The 25951-nt window shown below is 61.0% G+C and carries 19 protein-coding genes and 2 pseudogenes; 7 read left to right on the top strand and 14 right to left on the bottom strand.

All coding sequences use genetic code 11. The annotated features are described in order from the left end of the window. From lon to cmoB, 5 genes are all read left to right on the top strand, one after another. The gene (lon, locus tag PSH84_RS09815; protein WP_305482765.1) at nt 1-2415 is read left to right on the top strand and encodes an endopeptidase La; all 2415 of its coding nucleotides are present in this window, start codon (nt 1-3) and stop codon (nt 2413-2415) included. Nucleotides 2416-2622: 207 nt separating this feature from the next. Beyond that, nucleotides 2623-3015, top strand: a complete 393-nt coding sequence (locus PSH84_RS09810) for a protease inhibitor I42 family protein (RefSeq protein WP_305482763.1) — start codon at nt 2623-2625, stop codon at nt 3013-3015. Nucleotides 3016-3017: 2 nt separating this feature from the next. Continuing rightward, the gene (locus tag PSH84_RS09805) at nt 3018-3653 is read left to right on the top strand and encodes a lysoplasmalogenase (RefSeq protein ID WP_305482761.1); all 636 of its coding nucleotides are present in this window, start codon (nt 3018-3020) and stop codon (nt 3651-3653) included. 200 nt (nt 3654-3853) lie between these two features. After that, a complete protein-coding gene (gene cmoA / locus PSH84_RS09800) occupies nt 3854-4597 on the top strand; it encodes a carboxy-S-adenosyl-L-methionine synthase CmoA (protein ID WP_122568783.1) in 744 nt (247 codons plus the stop codon). Next, nucleotides 4594-5550 carry a tRNA 5-methoxyuridine(34)/uridine 5-oxyacetic acid(34) synthase CmoB gene (cmoB, locus tag PSH84_RS09795; protein ID WP_305482759.1) on the top strand — a complete coding sequence of 319 codons (957 nt, stop codon included), beginning with the start codon at nt 4594-4596 and terminating at the stop codon, nt 5548-5550. Before cmoA ends, cmoB begins: the two co-directional genes overlap by 4 nt. A 397-nt stretch (nt 5551-5947) precedes the next feature. Here cmoB and tadA read toward each other — a convergent pair whose 3' ends face one another. The 8 genes from tadA to treP form a co-directional block, all read right to left on the bottom strand. Next, entirely contained in the window at nt 5948-6445 is a 498-nt protein-coding gene (gene tadA, locus PSH84_RS09790; protein ID WP_122568785.1) for a tRNA adenosine(34) deaminase TadA, read from the bottom strand. Continuing rightward, nucleotides 6445-7821 (bottom strand): multicopper oxidase family protein, encoded by a 1377-nt coding sequence (locus PSH84_RS09785; protein WP_072408147.1) that lies wholly within the window; start codon nt 7819-7821, stop codon nt 6445-6447. Before PSH84_RS09785 ends, tadA begins: the two co-directional genes overlap by 1 nt. Nucleotides 7822-7973: 152 nt before the next feature. Then, entirely contained in the window at nt 7974-8381 is a 408-nt protein-coding gene (locus tag PSH84_RS09780; RefSeq protein ID WP_305482756.1) for a DUF6632 domain-containing protein, read from the bottom strand. Nucleotides 8382-8519: 138 nt separating this feature from the next. Then, complete coding sequence (locus PSH84_RS09775) at nt 8520-8807, bottom strand: PTS sugar transporter subunit IIB (RefSeq protein ID WP_122568787.1); 288 nt, start codon at nt 8805-8807, stop codon at nt 8520-8522. A 2-nt stretch (nt 8808-8809) separates the two neighbouring features. Further along, nucleotides 8810-11344: a phosphoenolpyruvate--protein phosphotransferase gene (gene ptsP / locus PSH84_RS09770; protein ID WP_305482755.1), complete on the bottom strand. Its 2535-nt coding sequence runs from the start codon at nt 11342-11344 to the stop codon at nt 8810-8812. Nucleotides 11345-11415: 71 nt separating this feature from the next. After that, entirely contained in the window at nt 11416-12639 is a 1224-nt protein-coding gene (locus PSH84_RS09765; protein WP_122568789.1) for a maltoporin, read from the bottom strand. A gap of 142 nt (nt 12640-12781) precedes the next feature. After that, on the bottom strand, nt 12782-14428 hold the full coding sequence (gene treC, locus PSH84_RS09760; protein WP_305482753.1) for an alpha,alpha-phosphotrehalase: 1647 nt from the start codon (nt 14426-14428) through the stop codon (nt 12782-12784). A 71-nt stretch (nt 14429-14499) separates the two neighbouring features. Beyond that, on the bottom strand, nt 14500-15942 hold the full coding sequence (treP, locus tag PSH84_RS09755) for a PTS system trehalose-specific EIIBC component (RefSeq protein WP_122568791.1): 1443 nt from the start codon (nt 15940-15942) through the stop codon (nt 14500-14502). A gap of 245 nt (nt 15943-16187) precedes the next feature. Here treP and treR point away from each other — a divergent pair. Together treR and PSH84_RS09745 are read left to right on the top strand one after the other, a co-directional pair. Continuing rightward, nucleotides 16188-16897 (top strand): annotated as a pseudogene (treR, locus tag PSH84_RS09750) (trehalose operon repressor). 287 nt (nt 16898-17184) lie between these two features. After that, entirely contained in the window at nt 17185-19257 is a 2073-nt protein-coding gene (locus PSH84_RS09745; RefSeq protein WP_305469845.1) for a TerD family protein, read from the top strand. Nucleotides 19258-19806: 549 nt separating this feature from the next. Here the strand turns inward: PSH84_RS09745 and PSH84_RS09740 are convergent. From PSH84_RS09740 to PSH84_RS09710, 6 genes and pseudogenes are all read right to left on the bottom strand, one after another. Beyond that, nucleotides 19807-19993: pseudogene (locus PSH84_RS09740) on the bottom strand (DNA-binding protein); the annotation flags it as partial. Nucleotides 19994-20205: 212 nt separating this feature from the next. Beyond that, nucleotides 20206-20604: a type II toxin-antitoxin system death-on-curing family toxin gene (locus PSH84_RS09735; RefSeq protein ID WP_305469843.1), complete on the bottom strand. Its 399-nt coding sequence runs from the start codon at nt 20602-20604 to the stop codon at nt 20206-20208. A 414-nt stretch (nt 20605-21018) separates the two neighbouring features. Continuing rightward, on the bottom strand, nt 21019-22596 hold the full coding sequence (gene guaA / locus PSH84_RS09725; RefSeq protein WP_210642979.1) for a glutamine-hydrolyzing GMP synthase: 1578 nt from the start codon (nt 22594-22596) through the stop codon (nt 21019-21021). 79 nt (nt 22597-22675) lie between these two features. Then, nucleotides 22676-24145, bottom strand: coding sequence for an IMP dehydrogenase (guaB, locus tag PSH84_RS09720; RefSeq protein WP_122568796.1), 1470 nt, complete (start codon nt 24143-24145; stop codon nt 22676-22678). Nucleotides 24146-24389: 244 nt separating this feature from the next. Then, complete coding sequence (locus PSH84_RS09715) at nt 24390-24938, bottom strand: sugar ABC transporter ATPase (protein ID WP_122568902.1); 549 nt, start codon at nt 24936-24938, stop codon at nt 24390-24392. Nucleotides 24939-25008: 70 nt separating this feature from the next. Further along, nucleotides 25009-25776, bottom strand: coding sequence for a sulfite exporter TauE/SafE family protein (locus PSH84_RS09710; protein ID WP_305469838.1), 768 nt, complete (start codon nt 25774-25776; stop codon nt 25009-25011). Nucleotides 25777-25951: the final 175 nt, after the last annotated feature.

The raw sequence follows: 25951 nt of genomic DNA, 5'->3' as shown, positions 1-25951 counted from the left end.
ATGAGCGACCAGCACTCTACTGAAGCCACTAACGACTACGCTGACTCCGAACACATCGAACACACCTCCTCCGGCACCGGCCTGGCGCTGCCCGGCCAGAACCTGCCGGACAAGGTCTACATCATCCCCATCCACAATCGCCCCTTCTTCCCGGCCCAGGTACTGCCGGTCATCGTCAACGAAGAACCGTGGGCCGAGACCCTGGAACTGGTGGCCAAGTCCGATCACCACTCCCTGGCGCTGTTCTTCATGGACTCGCCCCAGGAAGACCCGCGCCATTTCGACACCTCGAAACTGCCCCTGTACGGCACGCTGGTGAAGGTGCACCACGCCAGCCGGGAAGGCGGCAAACTGCAATTCGTCGCCCAGGGCCTGACTCGCGTGCGCATCCGCACCTGGCTCAAGCACCATCGCCCACCGTACCTGGTGGAAGTCGAATACCCGCACCAGCCGAGCGAGCCGACCGACGAGGTCAAGGCCTATGGCATGGCGCTGATCAACGCGATCAAGGAACTGCTGCCGCTCAATCCGCTGTACAGCGAAGAGCTGAAGAACTACCTCAACCGCTTCAGCCCCAACGACCCTTCGCCGCTGACTGACTTTGCCGCCGCGCTCACCTCCGCCACCGGCAATGAGCTGCAGGAAGTGCTCGACTGCGTGCCCATGCTCAAGCGCATGGAAAAAGTGCTGCCGATGTTGCGCAAGGAAGTCGAAGTGGCGCGGTTGCAGAAAGGGATTTCCGCCGAGGTGAACAACAAGATTGGCGAACACCAGCGCCAATTCTTCCTCAAGGAACAGCTCAAGGTCATCCAGCAGGAACTGGGGCTGACCAAGGACGACCGCAGCGCCGACATCGAACAATTCGAGCAGCGGCTGGAAGGCAAAACGTTGTCGGCCCAGGCGCAGAAGCGTATCGAAGAAGAGATGAACAAACTCTCGATCCTGGAAACCGGCTCGCCGGAATACGCCGTCACCCGCAATTACCTGGATTGGGCGACCTCGGTACCGTGGGGCGTGTATGGCCAGGACAAGCTCGACCTCAAGCATGCGCGCAAGGTGCTCGACCAGCACCACGCCGGCCTGGACGACATCAAGGACCGCATCCTCGAATTCCTCGCCGTTGGCGCCTACAAAGGCGAGATCAGCGGTTCCATCGTGCTGCTGGTGGGCCCGCCGGGCGTGGGCAAGACCAGTGTCGGCAAGTCCATCGCCGAATCCCTGGGCCGGCCGTTCTACCGCTTCAGCGTTGGCGGCATGCGCGATGAAGCCGAGATCAAGGGCCATCGGCGCACTTACATCGGTGCCCAACCGGGCAAGCTGGTGCAGGCGCTGAAAGATGTCGAAGTGATGAACCCGGTGATCATGCTCGACGAAATCGACAAGATGGGCCAGAGCTACCAAGGTGACCCGGCGTCGGCCTTGCTCGAAACCCTTGATCCGGAACAGAACGTCGAATTCCTCGATCACTACCTGGACCTGCGCCTGGACCTGTCGAAAGTGCTCTTCGTGTGCACCGCCAACACCCTGGACTCGATCCCCGGCCCGCTGCTGGACCGGATGGAAGTGATTCGCCTGTCGGGCTACATCACCGAAGAAAAAGTCGCCATCGCCAAGCGCCACTTGTGGCCCAAGCAACTGGCCAAGGCCGGTGTGTCCAAGGGCAGCCTGAGCATCAACGACAGCGCCCTCAAGGCCCTGATCGACGGTTACGCCCGTGAGGCCGGGGTGCGGCAGTTGGAGAAACAGCTGGGCAAACTGGTGCGCAAGGCGGTGATGAAGCTGATCGACGACCCGAAAGCGGTGATCAAGCTTGGGCCGAAGGACTTAGAGGCGTCCCTGGGCAAACCGGTGTTCCGCAATGAGCAGGTGTTGTCCGGCATCGGGGTGATTACCGGCCTGGCCTGGACCAGCATGGGCGGCGCGACCTTGCCGATCGAGGCGACGCGCATCCACACCCTCAATCGCGGCTTCAAGCTGACCGGGCAACTGGGAGAGGTGATGAAGGAGTCGGCGGAGATCGCCCACAGCTACGTCAGTTCGCACTTGAAGCAATTTGGCGGCGATCCGAAGTTCTTCGACGAAGCCTTTGTTCACCTGCACGTACCGGAAGGCGCCACACCCAAGGACGGCCCGAGTGCCGGTGTGACCATGGCCAGCGCCTTGCTGTCCCTGGCCCGCAACCAGCCGCCGAAAAAAGGCGTGGCCATGACCGGCGAGCTGACCCTCACCGGGCACGTCCCGCCGATTGGTGGCGTGCGCGAGAAAGTCATCGCCGCGCGCCGGCAGAAAATCAATGAACTGATCCTGCCGGAAGCCAACCGGGGCAACTTTGAAGAATTGCCGGACTACCTCAAGGAAGGTGTGACGGTGCACTTTGCCAAGCGGTTTGCGGATGTGGCCAAGGTGCTGTTCTGATAATTATGTAGCGACTGTTCCGGCCCCATCGCGAGCAAGCTCGCTCCCACAGGGTTCGTGTGGATTACAAATTTTGTGAACGACACAAATCCACTGTGGGAGCGAGCTTGCTCGCGATGGGGCCCTGACAGACAACACCTTCCCACCTGACACACCCAGTAGCATCTTCGGTTATGCTCGCCGTTCGTCGTGAATGCCGGAGCCCTTATGTCCCTCACCCGCCTCTTCGTCCCCCTCAGCCTCGCCCTGCTGAGCGCCTGCGCCACGCAAAGCGGACGCAACGTGACCGTGGAAAAACTGAGCCAGTGCCCGGTGCGGCTCAATAACGGGCAGAACCTGATTTTGAGCTTGCCGAGCAACCCCACCACCGGTTATCGCTGGGCGATCCAGGATTCGGCCGGCGGTGTGTTGAAAGGCTTGGGGCCGGAGGTCTATCGCAACCCGGAAGACGCCGGCATCGTGGGCGCCGCCGGCGTGTCGACCTGGCGCTTCCAGGCGTTCAGCGCCGGCACCGGGCGCTTGCGCCTGACTTATCAACAGCCTTGGGCACCAGAAGTACCGCCCGTGGAAACCTTTGACTGCGCCATTGCGGTGAACTGACCGTGGGTTGGCTGATCCTCGCACTGATGGGTGCGGCCACCTACCTGTACGGCCTGGCCATGCATGCCACGCTGCTGTGCCTGCTGGTCAAGCCCATGCCCGTGCTGGCCCTGCTCGGCTGGCTGCACGATGCACCGCCCAGCGACTATCGGCGCTGGATCAGCCTCGGGCTGATTTTTTCACTGGTGGGCGATGTGCTGCTGGCCTGGCCGGGGGACCTGTTCGTGTTCGGTCTCGGCGCGTTTCTGCTGGCGCACCTGGCCTACCTGAAAGCCTACCTCAGCGACTGTCGTCGTCCGGCGCTGCTGCCATTGGCCCTGGCCTTGGGCATCGGCGCGGTGCTGTTGGGGATTCTGGTGTCGAGCGGTCTCGGGCCGTTGCTGGTGCCGGTGGTGGTCTACGGCCTGGTCATCAGCGCCATGCTCTGGCGGGCGTTGGCCCGGCGGGGCACCGACGTGCCCAAGCGTTCGGCGTGGCTGGCCGCCGCCGGGGCCCTGGCGTTTGTGTTTTCCGACAGCCTGATCGGCATCAACCGGTTCGTGCAGCCCTTCCATGCCGCGCCTTACCTGATCATCATCAGTTACTGGCTGGGCCAATGGGGCATTACAGCGTCGGCGTTCCCGCAAAAGCGGCACTGAACAAAGATCAATGTGGGAGCGAGGCTCTGTGGGAGCAGGGCTTGCCCGCGATGAACGATAATGCGGTCTTGCTATAGACCGCAGTGCCTTTATCGCGGGCAAGCCTTGCTCCCACAGGGCCTTGCTCCCACAAAGCTCGCTCCCGCAGGTTTTTTGGTTAAAATGCCGGCCTTTTCACCACCCATGCCGCTGGAACCGCCGTGAGCAAAGATCCCGATCGCCTATTCGCCCAACCCCTGGCCCAAGTGCCGGACTTCGCCTTCAACGAGGACGTGGTGCGGGTGTTTCCGGACATGATCAAGCGTTCGGTGCCGGGTTACCCGACCATCGTCGAAAACCTCGGCGTGCTCGCCGCGCAATTCGCCCAGCCAAGCAGCGTGCTCTATGACCTGGGTTCGTCCCTCGGTGCGGTGACCCAGGCCCTGCGTCGCCATGTGCGCACCGACGGTTGCCGTGTCATCGCTGTGGATAACTCGGCGGCCATGGTCGAGCGTTGTCGCGAATACCTCAACGGCCAGGACTCGATGTTCCAGGAGCTGCTGCCGGTTGAAGTGATCGAAGGTGACATCCTCGCCCTGACGTTCCAGCCGGCCTCGGTGGTGGCCCTGAATTTCACCCTGCAATTCATCGCGCCGGACCAGCGCACCGCACTGTTGAGCCGCATTCGCCAGTCCCTGTTGCCGGGTGGTGCCCTGATCCTGTCGGAAAAATTGCGTTTCAACGATGCCGAGGAACACGCCCTGCTCACCGACCTGCACGTGGCGTTCAAGCGCGCCAACGGTTACAGCGAGCTGGAGATTGCCCAGAAACGCAGCGCCATCGAAAACGTCATGAAGCCCGACAGCCTCGAGGAGCACCGCGAGCGCCTCTTGGCGGCCGGGTTCTCGAAAGTCGTGCCGTGGTTCCAGTGTCTTAACTTCGCCTCGTTGATTGCCCTGCCATGATTGATCTGTCCCCCCTCGCCCGCCATCTGGCCGGCACGCCCCTGGCCGATTGGGCCGCGACGCTGCAGACGCAACTCGACAGCAAGATGGAAAAGGGCCACGGCGACCTGGAGCGTTGGCAAAGCGCGCTCGATGCGCTGCCGGTGTTGCAACCCACCACCGTCGACCTGCTGAACGGGCTGACGCTAGACGCCGATTGTTCCGACGAAACCCGTGGGCAAATGCGTACCGCGTTGATGGGCCTGTCACCCTGGCGCAAAGGGCCTTTCGACCTGTTTGGCGTGCACGTGGACACCGAATGGCGCTCGGATTGGAAGTGGTCACGGGTAGCCCCGCACCTGGATCTCAAAGGCAAGCGCATCCTCGATGTAGGCTGCGGCAACGGTTATTACATGTGGCGCATGCTCGGCGCCGGGGCGGACACGGTGATCGGTGTCGACCCCAACTGGCTGTTCTTCTGCCAGTTCCAGGCGGTGCAGCGCTACCTGTCGCAGCCCAACGCCTGGCATTTGCCATTCCCCTTCGAGGCGCTGCCAGCTGAACTGGAGGGCTTCGACACGGTGTTTTCCATGGGCGTGTTCTACCACCGTCGCTCGCCGATCGAACACTTGCTCGCCTTGAAGGACTGCCTGGTCAAGGGCGGCGAACTGGTGCTGGAAACCCTGGTGATCGAAGGCGACGAACACCAGGTGCTGGTGCCCGAGGACCGCTACGCACAGATGCGCAACGTGTGGTTCCTGCCGTCGGTCCCGGCCCTGGAACGCTGGCTGCGCCGCGCCGGGTTCAGTGACGTGCGTTGCGTGGACGTGAGCCTGACGACCGTGGAAGAACAGCGCAGCACCGAGTGGATGAAGTATCAGTCGCTAAGCGACTTCCTCGATCCCGCCGACCACAACAAAACCATCGAAGGGCTGCCGGCGCCGAGGCGGGCGGTGATTGTGGCGCGGAAATAAATCGCCCAGGCACCACAAATCCCACTGTGGGAGCGGGCTTGCTCGCGAAGGCGGCAGCACATTCAACACGAATGCAAGCTGACCCACCGCTATCGCGAGCAAGCTCAGCTCCCACAGGGAATTCGCGGCGTACGAAAATCTGGTGGCCACTGAAGATCGATGTGGGAGCGGGCTTGCTCGCGATGGCGGCAACACATTCAACATGAATGCAAGCAGACCCACCGCTATCGCGAGCAAGCTCAGCTCCCACAGGGATTGTGGTGAACGCAGGGTCTGTGGACACCCGGGACCCCATGTGGGAGCTGAGCTTGCTCGCGATGGCGTCGGACCATTCAACATCTATGTGACTGACACGCCGCCTTCGCGAGCAAGCCCGCTCCCACAGTGGGGGACAGCGTCAGTCTGAGGATTTGGCTCTTCGGGCCTTGAAGAACTCACTCAGCACCGTACTGCACTCCTCAGCCAACACCCCGCCCTCGAACATCACCCGATGGTTCAGGAAACCCTGGCTGAAAAACTGCCCCTGGCTCTGGACGATACCGGCCTTGGGTTCCAAAGCCCCGTAGACGACCCGGGCGATGCGCGAGTGGACGATGAGGCCGGCGCACATGCTGCACGGTTCCAGCGTCACGTAGAGGGTGCTGCCGGGCAGGCGATAGTTGCTCACCGCCTGGGCGGCGGCGCGGATGGCGACCATTTCCGCGTGGGCGCTGGGGTCGTGGCCGCTGATCGGGCAGTTGAAGCCGCGCCCGATGATCTCGCCGTCCTGCACCAGCACCGCGCCCACCGGCACTTCGCCCAGGGCGGCGCCTTGGGCGGCGAGGGCCAGGGCTTCGCGCATGAAGTCCTGGTCACGGCTGCGGTCGATGATTTTGGCGGGGCGAATCTGACGCATCACGCCACCTCGATGGCGGCCATCAGGCCGGTTTCCATGTGATCGATCACATGGCAGTGGAACATCCACACGCCTGGATTATCCGCCACCAGCGCCACCTGCGCCCGCTCGTTCTTGCCCAGCAAGTACGTGTCAGTGAAATACGGCACGACCTTGTGCCGGTTCGACGCGATCACCTTGAAGCTCATGCCGTGCAAATGGATCGGGTGCTGGTACTGGGTCATGTTCTTCAATTCAAAAATGTAGCTCTGGCCTTTCTTCAGCGTGGCGATCGGCCGGTCGGCGCAGGTCTTGTCGGTGATGTCCCAGGCCTTGCCGTTGATCTGCCAGAGGCTTGGCGGCTTGCCGTTGTCGACATTGACCGACACCGAGCCGACCCATTCGAAATTGAAGTTGAGTTTCTCGGCATTGGCCAGGTCCGGCTCGGACACCGGATTGGCGGGCAGTGCCGGTGGCCACTGGGTCGGTGCGTCACTGTTGGGCACCGAACGCAAAGTCCCCAGGCGCACCGGGCCATTGCGCAACGACAACTCTTCACCGGCCGGCGGCGCTTTGATCGCCAGGCAAATGCGCATGCCTGGGCCAAGCCAGTATTCCTTGCCCAGCGGGCGCGGTTCGATGGGGTTGCCGTCCAACGCATAGATCTGCGCTTCAACGCCGGGGATGTTGATGCGGTAAGTCAGGGTGTTGTCGAGGTTGAGCAAACGCACCCGGGTGATCTGCCCGGCCGGCAGGTCAATCACCGCCTGGGGCACGCCGTTGATGGTCGCCAGCCGCCCGGCCGTACCGCCACGCGCCGCCTCGCGGGGAATGCTGAACGCGACAAACTCGCCCTGCTCATCCACATGCCAGCTCTTGAGGCTCAGGGTCTGTTCATATTTGAAGCCGGTGGGCTCGCGCTCTTCGATGATCAACGGCCCCACCAGTCCACGCCCGAGTTCTTCGCTGCTGTTGACGTGGGGGTGATACCAGTAGCTGCCGGCGTCCGGCACGCGGAACTTGTAATCGAAATACTCGCCCGGCAGCACCGGCAGTTGCGAAACATACGGCACGCCGTCCATCTCCAGCGGCAAACGGATTCCGTGCCAATGGATGGTGGTGGCGACCGGCAGATGGTTGATGAAGCGTACCCGCAACCATTCGCCCTGGCGCACCCGCAACTCGGTGCCCGGCGCCGAAGGACCAAACGCCCAGGCCTGGGTCTTGTGCCCGGCCACCAGTTCGACGTCCAGAGGCGCGGCGATCAATTCATAATCATGACCAGCTTCGGCGTCGGCCCTCTTGCCCAGCCAGTACCGCGACGCGCCGCCTGCACCCACACCAACGACAACAAGACCGGCCAGGCCACCGAGTATTTGGCGACGGGTAAAGGACATGAAGCGACCACCTCTTGAATCTGCGACGGACCATGGGGCCCGCAAAAGGCGAATACGATACACCCGCAGATGAGAAACAGTAAGGCCAGCTAAAATGAAAAAAGCCTCATGGAAGTTATCCACAAGGCTTTTGATTACCGCCCCACCCGGGGTCAATCAGGCAGCAAACACGCTTTCTCGCCCCGCGGTGTAAAAAATGCCAGCGCCACCGCGACGATGAATAACGCGGGCACATCGCCCAATAGATGGCCGTATTGGCTCGCCCCGTCCATCCCGACGCCAAACGACTGCACCGCCATGATCGCGCCGTGCACGACGCTCGACCACACGGTGAACCAGATCAGGCTCAGGTGTTTCATCGGTTCGCGAGACGCCATCAGCAGGAACACGCCGAGCGTCGCGTAAATTCCGACGATCATCAGCGGATAGTCGGAATGGCCGCTGTGCCACGCCCAGCCGGACGGCCACAGCATCATCAACGGCCAGATCGCGAAGACGGCAATCAGACCGACCACGACCAAAACGATGCGCAAGGCGGCGAGTTTTTGAGTGTCATTCATGGCAGGCTCCTTATTGCGGCATATCGTTTGCCGCAATGGGTGCCAGGAGTATAGAACGCGTGAGGAACTCCCATCGATCTCCCTCGTGGCAAACCGCTTTTGTGGCACTCACTGGGCTGCGCAGCAGCCCCCAAAAAGTCAGCCCTGCAAGCCGGTAATCAGATGCACCACGCCGTTGTCCAGCATCATCACCCCCATCACACCGGCGACGCTCAACCCGGCCCGATCGATCCGCGTTACGTCCCGCAGTTCTACCCGCAGCCGCGTCAAGGCCACGGGTTGATGGGACTTGAGGTTTTCCGCGCCGCCCAACGCGGCGATGATGGCTGGCGCCAGCCCTTCAACCGCTGGCGACTGCTTGGGCTCTTCGGGTACCAGGTCCGGGGTCAGGGCTTTCCAGAAAGCCTGTTGTAGTTTGTCGAACATGTTCAATGCTCCGTGGCCAAGGTGGCCGGGTTGGCGGTGGATGAGTGAGTACGCAGGAGGTCACGCACCTGCTCCGCGCTTTCCTGGGCCAAGGCCTGTTGAGCCAGCGTGCGGCACTCGCTCAGGCTCCATTCACGCACGCAGGCCTTGATCGACGGAATCAGCGGCACGCTGACCGACAATTCATCCACGCCCAACCCTAACAACACCGGCACCGCCAGGGGTTCCGAGGCTAGCGCGCCACACATCCCAACCCACTTGCCGTGGGCGCGAGCGGCTTCGACCGTACGGGCGACCAGGCGCAACACCGAGGGATGCAGGCCATCGGCCTGGCTGGCCAGACGCGGGTGGTCACGGTCCATGGCCAGGGTGTATTGGGTCAGATCGTTGGTGCCGATGGAGAAGAAATCCACTTCAGGGGCAAACAGGTCGGCCATCAGCGCCGCCGCCGGCACTTCGATCATGATGCCCAGCTTCGGCGCCTGCTTGAGTCCCAGGTGGCGGACCTCTTCGTCCAGCATCTGCCGCGCCAGGCGCAGCTCCGCCAATTGCGTGACCATGGGCAACATGATGTGCAGCCGTGCCAACCCCGAACAGGCAAGAATTGCCCGGAACTGTTCGCGCAGCAACTGCGGCCGTTCCAGGCACAGGCGAATACCACGCATGCCCAGGAATGGGTTGGCCTCATGAGCCATCGGTACATAGGCCAGCGGCTTGTCGCCGCCCACGTCCAGGGTGCGAACCACCAGGTTGCGCTCAGGCCCAAGCGCCCGGGCGACGGCGCTGTAGAGGGTCGCTTGCTCGTCATGGCCAGGTGGGTGCACGCGATCCAGATAGAGCAGTTCGGAGCGCAACAGTCCCACGCCTTCGCCTCCCAGGGCCATGGCCTGCTCCACGTCCCGCAGCGACCCAACATTGGCACTGACTTCGACGCGATGGCCGTCAAGGGTCCGAGCCGCCAGGGCCGACTGTTCCAGGTCACGCTGATGTCGCTGGCGCTGCCGGTCACCCGCGGCCTGACGTTGCTCGATCAGGACCTGCTCCGGATTGACGTGCAATTCGCCGCCGTCGGCGTCCAGCAACACCCGGGTGCCGTTATCCAGGGCCAGCACGGATTGCGCCACGCCACACAACGAGGGCAGGCCCAGCGCACGGGCCAGGATCGCGACATGGCTGGTAGCGCCGCCGCCCACGGTGACGAAACCGGCGATGCGTGAGGTGTCGAGGCTGGCGGTCTGGGACGGCGTCAGTTGCTCGGCCACCAGGATCGCCTGTTCAGGCAGGTTCCAGGCGTTGTCCTGCACCCCCAGGATCAGCTTGAGCACCCGTTGCCCGACATCGGCCAGGTCCGTTGCGCGCTCGGCCAGCAAAGCGCTGCCCGATTGCTGGAACAGCGCGGCGCTCGCCTCGGTGGCGGTTTTCCAGGCGAATGCCGCGCTCTTGCCCTCGGCGATCAAGGCTTGGGCCTGCTCCAGCAAGGTGGGGTCTTCCAACAACTCTTGATGGGCCCGAAAAATCTGCGCCTGGACGCTGCCCGCCGCCTCGTCCTGCAAAGCCTTCAAGGCTTGCGTCGCCTGCTCCAATGCTTGATCCAGGGCCGCCTGCTCAGCCTCGATGCCGCCGCCCGCCTCGTCGATGTCCCACACCTGGGAGGCGATCTGGACCACTTCGCCAAACGCCGAACCGGACGACGCGCAGACGCCCCGCAGCCGGCTGGGCAGCGACGGTTCGACGGTCATGGTCGGCTCCAACGCCAGCGGCGCTTGCACCGTTTCGCCGCATCCCGACAGCAGCAACTGTTCCAACGCCTCGATGGCCTGCCCGGCCTGGGGGCCGACGGCACTGATCTGCACGCGGTCACCCTTGGCCGTCTGCAACGCCATGATCGCCACCAGGGACTTGGCGTTGGCGCTGGCTTGCTGTTTATGCAGTTGAATAGTGGCCTCGAACCCCTTGGCCGCTTGGGCGAGCACCGCGGCAGGACGGGCATGCAGGCCGCTTTCATTGGGCACGATCAGCGGCCGGGAAAACAGCACCGAGCCCTGCTGCGCCTCATCAACCGCCCCTTGCTCACCTGAGCGTACCTGCAACAACGGCGTGCCGCTTTCGACGCAAGTCGCCTCGTCCACAAGTAGGCGGAAGGGTTCGCCGCTGACCACCAGCATCAGCGTCAACAGACTGCGCGCATGCAAGGCGATGTAGTCGGCATCGAAATCGATCAGCGGCTGGCCGGCCTCGACCCGTTGCCCCATTGCCACCCGCGAGGTGAAGCCCTTACCCGCCAGGTTGACCGTGTCCAGGCCGATGTGCATCAGTACCTGGACACCGTTGTCAGCGGTGATACTCACCGCATGGGCGCTGTCCTGAAGTGTGCCGATGACGCCGGACAGCGGCGCGCAAAGGGTCTGCGAGGTCGGATCGATGCAGATGCCATCCCCCACCACACGGCTGGAGAAGACTGGATCCGGCACACTGTCCAAAGGCATCAGGACCCCGGACAGCGGTGCGAGCAATTGCAAAGGTTGCGTTGTGTTCATGACTTCACCTGCTGCTGTCTATTCTTTTCGCATCGCGGGCACGCAGCGATCAGCGACCCGCGCTACACGGGTCATTTCCACCAATATTCGACCTGCAGGCCCACGTTGGAACCATGTCGCGCACCGCCAAACGCACCGGTGTCCGACAGCGCCGAGCCAGCAGCCAGTTCATTGGCTGCTCGCTGGGCCGCCGCGTTCCAACTGGCGTAGGTGTAATAGAGCCGTATTTCCGGGCGAGCCCAGAATTCCGGGCCCTTGGGCGACCAGGTGGGCGCGAAGGTGAATTTGCTCAGCTTGCGTGTTCCATCGCTGGCCTGCACCTGGTCGTGGCCCAGTTCGGCCACCAGCTTGAACTGGTCGGTGATGGCGTACGCCGGGCGAACGCCCAACGACACCCAGTCCTGGTCGGCGCCGTCGGGGCGGATGTCCTTCTGGTACACCGCCTGCACCTGCCCGCCAAAACGCGGCGTGACCTGCCAATCGAAAAACTCCACCAGACGATAGCTCTTGTTGCTGTCGTCCAGCCCGGTATCGCCGGTATACCCCAGCCCGGTGCCTGGGCCCTCGCCGTACTGCAAGGCCAGTTTATTCTTGCCGCCCAGGAAGTCCTGCTGCACATGCTGGGCAGTCAGTGCCCAACCGCGATGGGCGTCACGACGGTCCGCCCGGTCGATGAAGCTCAGGCCAAATTCCAGCTCGCCGCCGGGGTTGGTATTGAAACCGGCGACGTTGAAGTCATGCCGGTTGACCGGGTCTTTCTGGTACAGGTTGTCCTTGCGCGAGAAGGCGTAGCTGTATTTCAGCCCACCGATCAGCACGTCCTCGATCCCACCACCGGTGGCGCTCTGGTTCCAGTAGTAGAAATCCGAGATATGGATGTCGTTACGTTTGTAGTAACGCCGACCGGCCCACAACGACCCGCCGTTCAGGCTGGGCATGTTCGACCATTGGGCATACATCTGCGGCATGCGGGCCGAGCCGTTTTCACCCTGGAAAGTCGGCGTGCGGTCATAGCGGTTGTACAGCGATGCCATGCCGTCCACGCTCAACACCGAGCCATCGTCGAGGGTGAACAGGTCCTGGCGCAGCTCCAGTTCCCCGTACTGCTCGCACTCGTTACCCAACCGATATTTAGTCTGCGCCCCGGGTAGCTGGAAGCAGGACTGGGAACGGCCATTGGTCGCGCTGCCGACGCCGCTACGCAGATAACCGGAAAATTCCAGCGCCTGAACCGAGGACGGCAGCGCCAGGCAGATACAGGACGCGGCCAGGCCACGGTTTATTATTGTTTTCATACGCCTCTCCATTGTTTCTTATTGTTTTTTTGCTCCATGACTTCCCCCTATTTGCCGTTTGGTTGACGACAAAGGGCCCACGATGCGTCTGGCGCAACGTGTTCGCTGTCAGGCAGAGCCTGGGTCAGGGGAAGTTTTTTATTCAGTCGCTCAAGTGCAGCACGAACGACTCGTAGGGCCGCAGACGCAGCCGTCGGTATCGGTGTTCGCCGGCCTCGTAGTTGCCGATCACCCAGCGTTGTTTCGTGTCATGGGTGAGAATCCCTTCGGGCAGTTCCACCTCGCAGTCGCCCCCATAAAAATGGCTGACGACCAGCAGACGCTCCCCCTGCCCTTCGCGCAGGTACGCCCACACGTGCGGATGCTCAGGCAGCAGCAGGCGGTAGACGCCGTCCTGGATCAAGGCTTCGCTGCGACGCAGGGCGATCAGCTCACGGTAGTAATGCAACACCGAGGTCGCGTCTTCTTGTTGTTGCTCGACATTGATGAAAGCGGCGTTGGCCGGCACGCCAATCCAGGGCTCGACCCTGCTGAAACCCGCGTTCGGCCCAGCATTCCATTGCATCGGCGTGCGCCCGTTGTCACGGGACTTCTGCATGATCGGTGCCATGGCCTCGGCTTCGGATACGCCGGCGTTGCGCTTGAGGCGATAGATGTTCAGGGTTTCCACATCGCGGTATTGCTCGATGTGCTCGAAGCCCGGATTGGTCATGCCCAATTCCTCGCCCTGGTACACGAACGGCGTGCCTTGGAGAAAGTGCAACGCCGTGGCGAGCATCTTCGCCGAAGGCACGCGGTATTCACCGTCATCACCAAACCGCGACACCACCCGCGGCTGGTCATGGTTACACCAGAACAGCGCATTCCAACCGTCACCGGCCTGCATGCCGACCTGCCAGTCGGACAGGATGCGTTTGAGCTCGAGAAAATCGAAGTCGGCCCGCACCCACTTTTGCAGGTTCGGGTAATCCACCTTCAAGTGATGGAAATTGAAGGTCATCGACAGTTCGCGCGAAGCCAGACAGGAGTAACGAACACAGTGCTCAAGGCTGGTGGACGACATCTCACCGACGTTGATCAGGTCGAAACCCTCGAAGACTTCCCGATGCATTTCCTGCAGGTAGCGGTGCACGTTGGGGCCGTCGGTGTAGAAGCGCCGGCCATCGGTGTGGTCGTCAGGGAAGTCGGCTGGCTTGGAGATCAGGTTGATCACATCGAGACGAAAGCCCCCTACCCCCTTGTCCCGCCAGAAACGCATCATCTTGAACACTTCGGCGCGCACCTGGGGGTTGTCCCAGTTCAGGTCGGCCTGGGTATGGTCGAACAGGTGCAGGTAATACTGGCCGGTCTGCGCTTCGTACTCCCAGGCCGAGCCGCCGAACTTGGACTCCCAGGTGTTCGGCTGGTCCCGCCAGATATAGAAATCGCGGTACGGGTTGTCGAGGCTGCTGCGGGCGGCCTGGAACCAGGGATGCTCGATGGAGGTGTGATTGACCACGATGTCGAGCATCAGCTTGATACCGCGCTTGCGCGCCTCGGCGATCAACAATTCGCAGTCGGCCATGGTGCCGTAGCTGGGATCGATGGCGTAGTAGTCGCTGATGTCGTAGCCATTGTCCCGCTGCGGCGAACGCAGGAACGGCGTCAGCCACAGGTAGTCCACACCCAGCCAGTGCAAGTAGTCGAGCTTGTCCACCACCCCCAGCAAATCACCGGTGGCCTGGCCGCCATGGCTGTAGAAACTCTTGGGATAGATCTGGTAGATCACCGAGCGTTGCCAGTCTTGCATGTGCGTTTCCTTCAGTCTGTTTGTACCGGCCTTACAGGCCTCATCGCGGGCAAGCCCGGCTCCCACAGGGCTCAGGCCACCCGATACCCCGGCCGAACGATCTTCATGCTCAATGCACAGGTCAGGGCAAAGGGCACGCTCATGGCGATGACCATGCCGACCACGAACATCGGTATGTAGTCAGGCACGATCGAAATGAAACCCGGCAGCCCCCCGACGCCAATCGCCGAGGCCTTGATCTTGTTCAACGACAGGAAAATACAACCCAGGGCCGAGCCGGCCAGGGCGCAATAGAAGGGGAACTTGTAGCGCAGGTTGACGCCGAACATCGCCGGCTCCGTGATCCCGAAATAGGCGGAAATCGCCGAGGTGGACGCCATGCTCTTGTCCCGCGCATTGCGGGTCATGTAGAACACCGCCAGCGCCGCACTGCCCTGGGCCAGGTTGGACATGACGATCATCGGCCAGATGAACGTGCCGCCCTGGGTCGAGATCAACTGCAGGTCCACCGCCAGGAACATGTGGTGCATGCCGGTCACCACCAGCGGTGCATAGAGCAGGCCGAAAATCGCCCCGCCAATCACCGGCGCCAGGTCGAACAGCGCCACCATGCCTTCAGTGATCAGAATGCCCAGGTGCCGGGTGACCGGACCGATGATGGCGAGGGCCAGTACCCCGGTGATCACGATGGTGGTGATGGGGATCACCAGCAGTTGGATCGCGTTGGGCACCCTGGCCCGCAACCATCGCTCGATCACACTCATGACATAGGCCGCCAGCAGGATCGGCAGGATCTGCCCCTGGTAGCCGACTTTCTCGATCCGGAACCAGCCGAAGATGTCGAAGTACGGCAGGCTCTGGCCTTCCAACCCCGCCACGGCCTTGCCGTAGTTCCAGGCGTTGAGCAGGTCCGGGTGGACGAGCATCAGGCCCAGCACGATGCCGAGGATCTCACTGCCGCCGAAACGCTTGGCCGCCGACCAGCCCACCAGGGCCGGGAGGAAGACGAAGGAGGTATTGGCCATCAGGTTGATCAGGCTCCAGACGCCGTCCAGGTTCGGATAGGCATCGAGCAACGTCTGCCCGGCAATGAACATGCCCTTGGCGCCCAGCAGGTTGTTGACGCCCATCAGCAGGCCGGCGATCACCAGGGCGGGCAGGATGGGCATGAACACATCGGACAGCACCCGCACCAGGCGCTGCATGCCGTTGCCCTTCTGTGCGCCCTGGCGCTTGACGTCGGCAATGGTCGCGGCGGCCAGGCCGGTCAGTTCGCGCAGGGCGGCGTAGACCTTTTCCACCTCGCCCGGGCCAATGACCACCTGGAACAGGCCACCGGTAAAAAACGAGCCCTTGACCAGGTCGACCTGGTTCAGCGTGGCACTGTCCACCCGGGCCGCGTCCTTGAGGGACAAGCGCAGGCGCGTCACGCAATGGGCCGCCTGCTCGATATTCTCGACGCCACCCAAGCTTTGCAGCAGCTCACTGGCGATTTTGGGGTAATCGTGGCTCATGCTTTTTTCTTCCGCGTCATTCTTGTTATTGAGAGTCGACAGCACGTGGAAGAGAAAGTACTCGTCTGTACGAGTTAAATCAACAACTCGTACAGACGAGTTGTGTTTTTGTTTATGATGAGCCCCCGAAAATCGCGGAAACGTCCTACGCTCCTGTCGGCGAATAATGACAGCCGAATGGACAAATCCCCCATTTGGCCCGTAAGGTTCCGCCCCGGTGAACAGCGCGGTACAGAGCCCTCTCCATGAGTAAATACAACCAGATCTACAACGATCTGCTGACCAGCATTACCACCGAACGCCTCGAGCGAGGCGCCCGCCTGCCCTCCGAAAACCGAACTGATGGACAGCTATCAGGCCAGCCGTGGCACGGTGCGCAAGGCCATCGAACAACTTCAGGAGCGCGGCTTCGCCCAGAAGATCCACGGCAAGGGCACCTTCGTACTGTCCACCCAACCCATCGAATTCCAGCTCGGCGGCATCGTCAGCTTCCAGGAGACCTACCCGCGCCTGGGCAACGATGTCAGTACCGAAGTGGTCGAGTTCAGCCAGTTGCCGTTGGAAGGTGCCTTGCTTGAACACATCAAGGCACCCGCCGGCAGGCAGCCAGGTCACCCGCATCAAACGAGTCCGGCGAATCGATGGCAAACGCGTGATCCTGGACATCAACCACTTCGTCAGCGACGTGATCCCCGGCCTGACCCGCGACATCGCTGTGCAGTCGATCTACGCCTTTATCGAGCAGACCCTGCAGTTGCAGATCGCCTACGCCCAGCGCACCATCGAAGCGGTCCGCTGCGCCAAGGACGACCAGCAACACCTGGACCTTGAAGGCCAGAGCCATGTGATCGTGGTGAGTAACCAGACCTTTCTTCAGGACGGCCGACAGTTCGAGTACACCGAATCGCGGCATACCCTGGATAAGTTTTATTTTTCGGATGTGGCGCGGCGGTGAAGACAAAACGCCGTGTGGATACGGGGTCACGCATTGTGTAATTGGCACGTCACGACAAAAATTGCCAGCCGAGAATCGAGCAGGTTTCAAGATATGTGTTTACATGACAAGCAGAACCCACCATCCGTACAATGCCTGCGTGGCTATGGAACACCTTCCTTCTAACCTCTGATGATCTAGGGGTTCCGCTCTCCACACCGCGCCTGCTTCTTGCAGGCGTTTTTACATCGACTGCAGACGTGACGCTGCAGCTCACTCACCACGGCGGCCAAGGGAGAACATCAAGCATGAATCAGGAGCTGTTCCTGCGTCGCCGTACCAAGGTTCACGTCCCTATGGGCACCGGCGGTGCTACGCGCGCTCAGGTCGCGTCGGCTGTCCAGGAGGTCGCGGCGTTCCGATGCGTGCTATCGGAGCCACTGATCGAGCGACTCGGCATGCTCTCGGCAGCAGAACTCACGCACTGGCTGCGCGACGTTGTCGGAGTGCTTCGGCGGCAGACCGGCGCTCATGTGCACCACCGGCCGCTTTATCCTGCCTTCCCGGAACAAGTTCTGAAGGCCTCAGAGGCGGAGTTATACATTACCGCCGTCATGCACTACCTCACGCTTTGGCGTTTGCCACCAAGCGAACACGCTCGACCCGCAATGCTTGAAGGAAATTTCATATCCCGAGTTATCGAACCGGGCAGCGTCACCGAGTTCGAGTCACTGCTCGAGCCGCTGGTTTCATCGCGTACCTCGCTCGCCGAAGAGGAAACTGCCGATGTCGTCTGGTTTATCCGAACGTACAAAAGCGATGTGTTTCGCCTGTTGCCTGAAGCCGTACCGTTCCGGGAGACTCGTGCATTGGTTGGCGGCGCACTGCTCCTGCATGTAGCCAGCGATGCGCGGCTGGACGCATTCCTGGAGCGAAACGTCGAAACGGCGACAGACGTGCTGCGACTGGCGGTCGCGCTGAATGGAGGCGACGTGTCACTGACGACAGCTTCGACACGTTTCACAGCGATGAAGCGCGCGACGCGCCGTCTGCTGTTGCGCCTACTTGATCGCGCACCCAACGCAGCGGAGGATGTGATGCGTCATACCGAACGCTGGAAACGCCTGGCCGAAGTACTGCATCCGGGGGAGTACGCCGACAAGTATCCACGAGCACTCGTCGCCATCACGGCAGCGCGCCGCAAAGACCCGCAGGCCTCGTTTGGATCACGTGTCGAAACAATGCTTGCCCAACGTCAGATCGCCGCGCTCACGCCCTTATTGCAGGAGCGTCCCGGTGAATTCGCACGACGGCTGGATGTGACCTTGCGCCGCGCGAGCGAAGCAGACGCTGTACTCGACGCGTTTGAAGCCGTCGCGATACAAGTGTCCACCCCCATCCTGCTGCAAGTGCTGGCCCAAGTACGAGCCCCGCGCCCCCTGCCCCTGCGGGCCTTCACGCCGAAAGGGGCATTGGCCAAAGTCTACGGCATTGAGGATCGACGTGAACCTCTCACACCCGAGGTGTTGGCGCGCACAGCCCGAATATGCCAGGACGCTCTCATAACGCGTTTTGCGTCACTACCGCCGCTAGGCCGCTGTTTCATCGACCCTGCCCTGCGCGAATATAGGGTGCCGATGGCACAACGTGCCGCATCGAAGTCGCTGCGTACGCTGGTGCGAGGCAGCCGGTTGCCTATGCCTGACACGCGTTTCATTCGCCTGTTCCTGTGGTGGAAGAACGGCAGTGAACGCACGGACATCGACTTGTCTGCCGCATTTTTCGACGCCAATTTCGTGTTCACGCAAACTGTCGCGTACTACAACCTGAAGGGGTTCGGGGGCTACCACAGCGGCGATATCGTCGACGCGCCCCACGGGGCTTCGGAGTTCATCGACCTCGACCTTGATGCCCTCGTCGAGAAGGGTATCCGCTACGTCGTCACGTCGATCAACTCATACACCGAGCAACCGTACTGCGATCTTCCCGAGTGCTTCGCTGGCTGGATGGCCCGTGCCGACGTGGCATCGGGTGAAGTATTCGAACCGCGATCCGTGATCGACCGTCTCGATATCGCATCCGACACCGAGATCTGTCTGCCATTCGTGATGGACTTGCAGGAGCGACGCGTGATTTGGGCCGATCTGGGGCTCACGTCATCGCCGCGGTGGAACAACGTTCAAAACAACCTGAGTGGGGTATCGTTGATGCTGCGGGCCTTGGTGCACACACCCCGTCCGAATTTGGAGACGCTGTTCGATTTACATGCACGCGCACGAGGAGAACGGGTGGCTTCGCCGCAACAGGCACAGACGGTATTTGCGCCTGATCAAGGGATAACGCCGTTCGATACGGATTTGATTCGGTCGCAGTTTCTCTAATGCCTAAACCAGTCTTTTGACGTTGGCTAAAACCCTTTCCTATGGTCGTCCGAACCTAGTGCGGCATGCTAGCGGGCGCAGGTCAGTGCTGGGGTCTATTCGCTCCCATGTCATGGAAATCCCACTTCAGCGACTCCCCAACACTGTCACCCAACCAAAGCTTCCAACTCTTCGGAAGCCATACCAGGTAACAACGTCGGTCAGCCCGACCAAATCAGTCGCGCTGAGGCGGCAATCGTAGCGGAAGGTGACGGGGAAGCTGCATGAAGGAACTTCAGCGGTCGATAGGCTTTCCCGGGCGATATCGATCAATCACAGCAGCACCCGCTCCACCGTCCTCCTCAAACGCCCGCGAGACGGCATCAACGATTTCAGCCCACACCCCTACCTGCTGCAGCACGGGCAATCCAGAAATGATGTCGTGCACCTGATCTTGTCAGCAAACGGTTAAGGTTGTAAAAAACGATTAGATAATAGGAGCCGCGCACAAAAACGATTACTCCTGACAACCGGCTCGTCAAACTGATGAAGAGGCTGAACATGCTGTTTCCCAACCAAAGCGCCCAACTCTTTGGAAGCCATGCCAGGTAACCGCAGGCCTTCTTTCGCAACGTTGACCTGCAACGCCACCTGGGCCACATCCAACACGTCCTTTGATAAGCGAATAGTTGCCCTTGGTCTGCAGCCAGGCCAGCACGCCGGCCAAATGCCAGATAGATGCACTCGCCTTGTGCACCGACGTCAGCAAGCTGATATTTCCCTCTCAGATGAAGCCTGGAATTGACCCTCAAAAATGAAAAAAGCCCCATGGAAGTTATCCACAAGGCTTTGTTCAGAGCTGGCGCCGGAGCCAATAGCGCGGCCGTCAGCGCCACCGATATTTACGCTTGACTCATTCCCGCCCAGTTATCAATAGACGACGAAAGACCATATAAGGCCTTCCTAAGGCTAAGCCTGATTTTTAGAAGCGATGAAGCAGGAGTAAAGAATATCAGCGAAATCATGCTCGTTGATATCGCCGGTAACCAAATCCCTAACGGCATCCGCTATCAGATCATTATCTAGAGTAATTTCATAATCATTGAGCGAAAGGTACTCCAAGCCGACTGCAAGCCCGGTGCGCTTGTTAGCATCAGGCAGTGCATGGCCTTGCGCGATACTGGCAGTGTACTTGGCGGCAATTTCAAATACATCATCGAGGCCATTATAGGCGATCGCATTGTCGATTCGGGCCAGCGCGCCTTGCAAGATAGGAATATTTACTGGCCCCTTCATGCCGGGCTCGGTAGTCAAGATCTGAGTGTTTATCTCAATGACACGTTCAAATGGAAAGAAGATCAATTCCATTACATGTCAGCCAACTTCTGAAAAGTCTTCTTGTGAGTTCTGAGAACGAGCTTGGTTTCTGAATAAACGATCTGCTTACCCAAGTCGCCACCCAAGTCCAGCTTCTTGATGGCTTTAACTTTAGGCCTCTCTACTATGGATACGCCATAGGTGTTCAGCTTGTGGTTCATGGCTTGAGTACCCCAAACGGCTTGATCATTTTCTGCTCACACGATATCACACTGAGAGGCAAGATACACCGAGCCTTCGACAGCGCCGTACGCCGCCTGCCGATTGGCATCAGTCATTGCTGACAGAAAAAGCATCTCCAGCGGTTAGCGGTTATGCGTCGATCCATTCAACGACAAATGCAAAAAGCCCGCAACTTAGCGGGCTTTTTTGTTAGTCAGCATAGGCCCCTTAGCAGGCGCAGGCTCACTCCCACTCAATCGTCGCCGGCGGCTTGCTCGACACGTCATACGTCACGCGAGAAATACCTTCGATTTCATTGATGATCCGCCCGGAAACGGTCTCCAGCAGCTCGTACGGCAGGTGCGCCCAGCGAGCGGTCATGAAGTCGATGGTTTCCACGGCGCGCAGGGCCACGACCCAGGCGTAGCGACGGCCATCACCAACCACGCCCACCGATTTCACCGGCTGGAACACCACGAAGGCCTGGCTGACCTTGTGGTACCAGTCGGCCTTGCGCAGTTCTTCGATGAAGATATGGTCGGCGCGACGCAGCAGGTCGGCGTATTCCTTCTTCACTTCACCGAGGATCCGCACGCCCAGGCCCGGGCCCGGGAATGGGTGGCGGTAGACCATGTCGTACGGCAGGCCCAGTTCCAGGCCGAGACGACGCACTTCGTCCTTGAACAGTTCGCGCAGCGGTTCGACCAGCTTGAGGTTCATCTCTTCCGGCAGGCCACCGACGTTGTGGTGGGACTTGATCACGTGGGCCTTGCCGCTCTTGGCGCCGGCCGACTCGATCACGTCGGGGTAGATGGTGCCCTGGGCCAGGTACTTGATGTTGTCCAGCTTGCAGGATTCGGCATCGAACACGTCGATGAAGGTGCGGCCGATGATCTTGCGTTTCTTCTCCGGGTCGGACTCGCCGGCCAGGTTGTTCAGGAACTGCTCTTCGGCGTTGGCGCGGATCACCTTGACGCCCATGTTCTCGGCGAACATGGCCATCACTTGCTCGCCTTCGTGCAGACGCAACAGGCCGTTGTCGACGAAGACGCAGGTCAGTTGGTCGCCGATGGCTTTGTGCAGCAATGCGGCAACCACCGAAGAGTCCACGCCGCCGGACAGGCCCAGCAGCACGTTATCGGTGCCGACCTGGGCGCGGACCTGGGCGATGGCGTCTTCCGCGATCTTCGACGGGGTCCATAGGGCTTCACACTCGCAGATGTCGAGGATGAAGCGCGACAGGATGCGGCCGCCCTGCTTGGTGTGGGTCACTTCCGGGTGGAACTGCACGCCGTAGTAACGGCGGTCATCGTTGAACATGCCGGCGATCGGGCAGCTCGGGGTGCTGGCCAGGATGTGGAAGTCTTCCGGCATCTTGGTGACCTTGTCACCGTGGCTCATCCACACGTCCAGGCCGAACAGGCCGTCGGCGTCGATATGATCTTCGATGCCGTCCAGCAGGCGGCTCTTGCCAACCACGTCAACGCGGGCGTAACCGAACTCACGCAGGTCCGAACCTTCGACCTTGCCGCCCAGTTGTTCAGCCATGGTCTGCATGCCGTAGCAGATACCGAAGACCGGCACGCCCAGGTCGAACACCGCTTGCGGGCAGCGCGGGCTGTTGGCTTCGTGCACGGACTCGGGGCCGCCGGCGAGGATGACGCCTTTAGGCGCGAATTCGCGAATCGCTTCGTCATCCATGTCGAACGGATGCAGTTCGCAGTACACGCCGATCTCACGCACGCGGCGGGCGATCAGTTGGGTGTACTGGGAACCGAAGTCGAGGATCAGGATGCGGTGAGCGTGAATGTCGAGGGCCATGACTCATTCTCATGTAGTGAATCAGAAACAACTCGGGGCTGAATGAACAGCCCCGGTGATTAACGTTTTGCTGGAGGCCTTAACCTACGCGGTAGTTCGGCGCTTCCTTGGTGATCTGTACGTCGTGGACATGGGACTCGGCCATACCGGCACCGGTGATGCGCACGAATTCCGGCTTGGTGCGCATCTCTTCGATGTCGGCGCTGCCGGTGTAGCCCATGGAAGAACGCAGGCCGCCCATCAGTTGATGGATGATGGCGCTCAGGGTGCCTTTGTACGGCACGCGACCTTCGATGCCTTCCGGCACCAGCTTCTCGGCACCCGCGGAGGAGTCCTGGAAGTAACGGTCGGAAGAACCCTGGGCCTGGGACATGGCGCCCAGCGAACCCATGCCGCGATAGGCCTTGTAGCTACGGCCCTGGAACAGTTCGATCTCGCCCGGTGCTTCTTCGGTACCGGCGAACATCGAGCCCATCATCACGCAGTAGGCACCGGCGACGATGGCCTTGGACAGGTCACCGGAGAAGCGGATACCGCCGTCGGCGATCAACGGCACGCCAGTGCCTTCAAGGGCGGCGGCGACGTTGGCGATGGCGCTGATCTGCGGCACGCCGACACCAGCGACGATACGGGTGGTGCAGATCGAGCCAGGGCCGATACCGACCTTGACCGCGTCGGCGCCGGCTTCGGCCAGGGCCTTGGCGGCTTCGCCGGTGGCGATGTTGCCACCGATCACCTGCACGTCAGGGAAGTTCTGCTTGACCCAGCGAACGCGGTCGATCACGCCTTTGGAATGGCCGTGAGCGGTGTCGACCACCACCACGTCAACGCCGGCATTGACCAGGGCGGCGACGCGATCGCCGGTGTCCTTGCCGGTGCCGACCGCAGCGCCGACGCGCAGACGACCTTGGTCGTCCTTGCTGGCCAGCGGGTAGGCCTTGGCTTTTTCGATGTCGTTGACGGTCATCATGCCCTTGAGGGCGAATTTGTCGTCGACGATCAGCACGCGCTCGATGCGGTGTTTGTGCAGCAACTCGCGCACGTCGTCCTTGCTGGTGCCTTCCTTGACCGTGACCAGGCGCTCTTTAGGCGTCATCACTTGGCGGACGGTGGCGTCCAGGCGGTTCTCGAAACGCACGTCGCGGGAGGTGACGATGCCGACCAGGTCACCATCGTGCAGCACCGGAACGCCGGAGATGTTGTGCATGCGGGTCAGTTCGAACAGATCCCGGACCGTGGCGTCAGCCTCGATGGTGATCGGATCCTTGACCACGCCAGCCTCGAACCGCTTGACCTTGCGCACTTCGGCGGCCTGCTGTTCGATGGTCATGTTCTTGTGGATGATACCGATACCGCCTTCCTGGGCCATGGCAATGGCCAGACGGGCTTCGGTCACGGTGTCCATGGCGGCGGAAACCAGGGGGATATTCAGTTCGATGCCACGGGTGAGACGGGTTTTGAGACTGACTTCGTTAGGCAGTACTTCGGAATAACCGGGCACTAGGAGAATGTCGTCGAAGGTCAGAGCTTCTTGGCTGATACGCAGCATCGCGGGGGCTCCCGAGCGGGAAAATGGAAGCGCGCCATTATACTCATGGACCCCGTCTGGCTCAATGTAAAACTCTGTCTATTATTGGCGGGGTGATTGACGGGCTAAAACCCTGCCCCACAGCCAACACATTCCCCTGTGGGAGCGAGCTTGCTCGCGATAGCGGTGGATCAGCCAGCAACAATATTGAATGTGTCGCCGCCATCGCGAGCAAGCTCGCTCCCACATTGGCTCATCAGTGCCTTTACAACTCCACCTTCACCCAACTCACCGGCTGATCCAGCCAATCGGCGAATTCATCGAGGAAGTCCTGCTTGAACCCCGCCTCCAGCCAGTTATTGAAGATGAACCCCAGGTTCGAGAACCCACACGGCTGCAGGAACAGAAAACCATTGATGTCATCTTCATGACCGCATTCGGGACAGGTGAAGTTGTCGGTGCGCGCAGGCATCCAGTCTTCCAGGCTTTCGAACAACGCCTCGCCCACCTCCCGGCGACACTCGGCGCAACCGGCTTCTTCGAGAAAGCCCTTGGCCGGTGTATAGATGCAACGCTTGGTGATGATCTCCAGGCCATTGATCGATTCGCCGAACGGCAAGGCTTCGGGGTGCATGACCACGTCGCGGGCTCCCGGGGCGATGGCGTGGGCCATGCGATTGCCGGTACGTCCACAGGTGGTCAGTTGTTCTTCGACGATATTCTTGCGTACCAGCCAGCGCACGATCGCCCGGGCCCGAGGCTCGTGGACCGGCAGGGTGGAAATTTTCGGGACGATGATGCTTTGCGAATTCATGGCGAGGCCTGGCTGTTTCCCTGGCAGGGTCTGATCAAAGGCCGGCAGCTTAATCCCTGGCGGGGCCAGGTCAAGCACTCAGGTAACGTCCGATCAAGGCAATGCCGCTGGCGAGCACTAGCCAGGTCACCAATCGCACGAACGCCTCTCGCGACATCTTCATGGTCAAGCGACGCCCTGCCCACAACCCCAGCGCCATGGCCGGCAACAAACATAGCGCCAATACCAGCAAGGGTAGCTCGGCATACACGCCGGCGACGATAAACAGGCTTAAGCGCACCACGGTGCTGCAACTGATCAAGGCACTTTGCGTGGCCCGGGCCGGGTCCTTGGGCAGGCGGCTGTTCAGGTAGATGGCATATAAAAAGCCGCCACTGCCAAACAACGCCCCGAACATCCCGCCCACCGTGCCCATCGGAAATGCCCACCGCGAAGACAACTGCGTCGGCCGGGTCTTTATCAACAGGCTATAGATGGCATAGCTGCTGATGAACAGCCCCATCAACAGCAACAACAGGTCGGACTTGAGGTTGAGCAGGAAAATCACCCCGAGGGTGCAGCCCAGTGCCATGCACGGCAACAGCCGCAGCAGCTCCGGCCGGGACACGTCCCGACGCGATGGCAGCAGGTTGCCGAGGGCCGCGACAAAATCGAGCAGGACCAGCAGCGGAATGATCTTCGACAGTGGCATGAACAGCAGCAGGATGGGCGCGGCCACCAGCGCCGTGCCGAACCCGGCGATGCCGAACACGATGTAGGCAACGGAGATGGCCAGGCCGATCACCAGCCATTGCGTTGGCGCGAATGCCCATTGGCCTAGCCATGACAGAAGATTCATCCGGCACTTCCTTGATGAGGAGAGCGGGACTTTAGCCAGATGTGTCGGGGCATATCCAGCATTTGTGGTGATTGGCCTATCGCTATCGCGAGCAAGCTCGCTCCCACACACTGGATCTATGTCGCACCGAAGATCAACTGAGGGAGCGAGCTTGCTCGCGATGCAGACAACCCGG

The organism is Pseudomonas beijingensis (genome assembly GCF_030687295.1).
In the GTDB taxonomy this organism is placed as follows: Bacteria; Pseudomonadota; Gammaproteobacteria; order Pseudomonadales; family Pseudomonadaceae; genus Aquipseudomonas; species Aquipseudomonas beijingensis.
The sequence above is the reverse complement of the archived record's forward strand: the minus strand, read 5'-3'. Positions and strand labels throughout refer to the sequence as shown.

What these genes read in the sequence shown, in the direction of transcription:
- lon (WP_305482765.1), top strand. Translation starts at nt 1, where the DNA reads ATGAGCGACCAGCACTCTACTGAAGCCACTAACGACTACGCTGACTCC.
- PSH84_RS09810 (WP_305482763.1), top strand. Translation starts at nt 2,623, where the DNA reads ATGTCCCTCACCCGCCTCTTCGTCCCCCTCAGCCTCGCCCTGCTGAGC.
- cmoB (WP_305482759.1), top strand. Translation starts at nt 4,594, where the DNA reads ATGATTGATCTGTCCCCCCTCGCCCGCCATCTGGCCGGCACGCCCCTG.
- tadA (WP_122568785.1), bottom strand. Translation starts at nt 6,445, where the DNA reads ATGCGTCAGATTCGCCCCGCCAAAATCATCGACCGCAGCCGTGACCAG.
- PSH84_RS09785 (WP_072408147.1), bottom strand. Translation starts at nt 7,821, where the DNA reads ATGTCCTTTACCCGTCGCCAAATACTCGGTGGCCTGGCCGGTCTTGTT.
- PSH84_RS09780 (WP_305482756.1), bottom strand. Translation starts at nt 8,381, where the DNA reads ATGAATGACACTCAAAAACTCGCCGCCTTGCGCATCGTTTTGGTCGTG.
- PSH84_RS09775 (WP_122568787.1), bottom strand. Translation starts at nt 8,807, where the DNA reads ATGTTCGACAAACTACAACAGGCTTTCTGGAAAGCCCTGACCCCGGAC.
- ptsP (WP_305482755.1), bottom strand. Translation starts at nt 11,344, where the DNA reads ATGAACACAACGCAACCTTTGCAATTGCTCGCACCGCTGTCCGGGGTC.
- PSH84_RS09765 (WP_122568789.1), bottom strand. Translation starts at nt 12,639, where the DNA reads ATGAAAACAATAATAAACCGTGGCCTGGCCGCGTCCTGTATCTGCCTG.
- treC (WP_305482753.1), bottom strand. Translation starts at nt 14,428, where the DNA reads ATGCAAGACTGGCAACGCTCGGTGATCTACCAGATCTATCCCAAGAGT.
- treP (WP_122568791.1), bottom strand. Translation starts at nt 15,942, where the DNA reads ATGAGCCACGATTACCCCAAAATCGCCAGTGAGCTGCTGCAAAGCTTG.
- PSH84_RS09745 (WP_305469845.1), top strand. Translation starts at nt 17,185, where the DNA reads ATGAATCAGGAGCTGTTCCTGCGTCGCCGTACCAAGGTTCACGTCCCT.
- PSH84_RS09735 (WP_305469843.1), bottom strand. Translation starts at nt 20,604, where the DNA reads ATGGAATTGATCTTCTTTCCATTTGAACGTGTCATTGAGATAAACACT.
- guaA (WP_210642979.1), bottom strand. Translation starts at nt 22,596, where the DNA reads ATGGCCCTCGACATTCACGCTCACCGCATCCTGATCCTCGACTTCGGT.
- guaB (WP_122568796.1), bottom strand. Translation starts at nt 24,145, where the DNA reads ATGCTGCGTATCAGCCAAGAAGCTCTGACCTTCGACGACATTCTCCTA.
- PSH84_RS09715 (WP_122568902.1), bottom strand. Translation starts at nt 24,938, where the DNA reads ATGAATTCGCAAAGCATCATCGTCCCGAAAATTTCCACCCTGCCGGTC.
- PSH84_RS09710 (WP_305469838.1), bottom strand. Translation starts at nt 25,776, where the DNA reads ATGAATCTTCTGTCATGGCTAGGCCAATGGGCATTCGCGCCAACGCAA.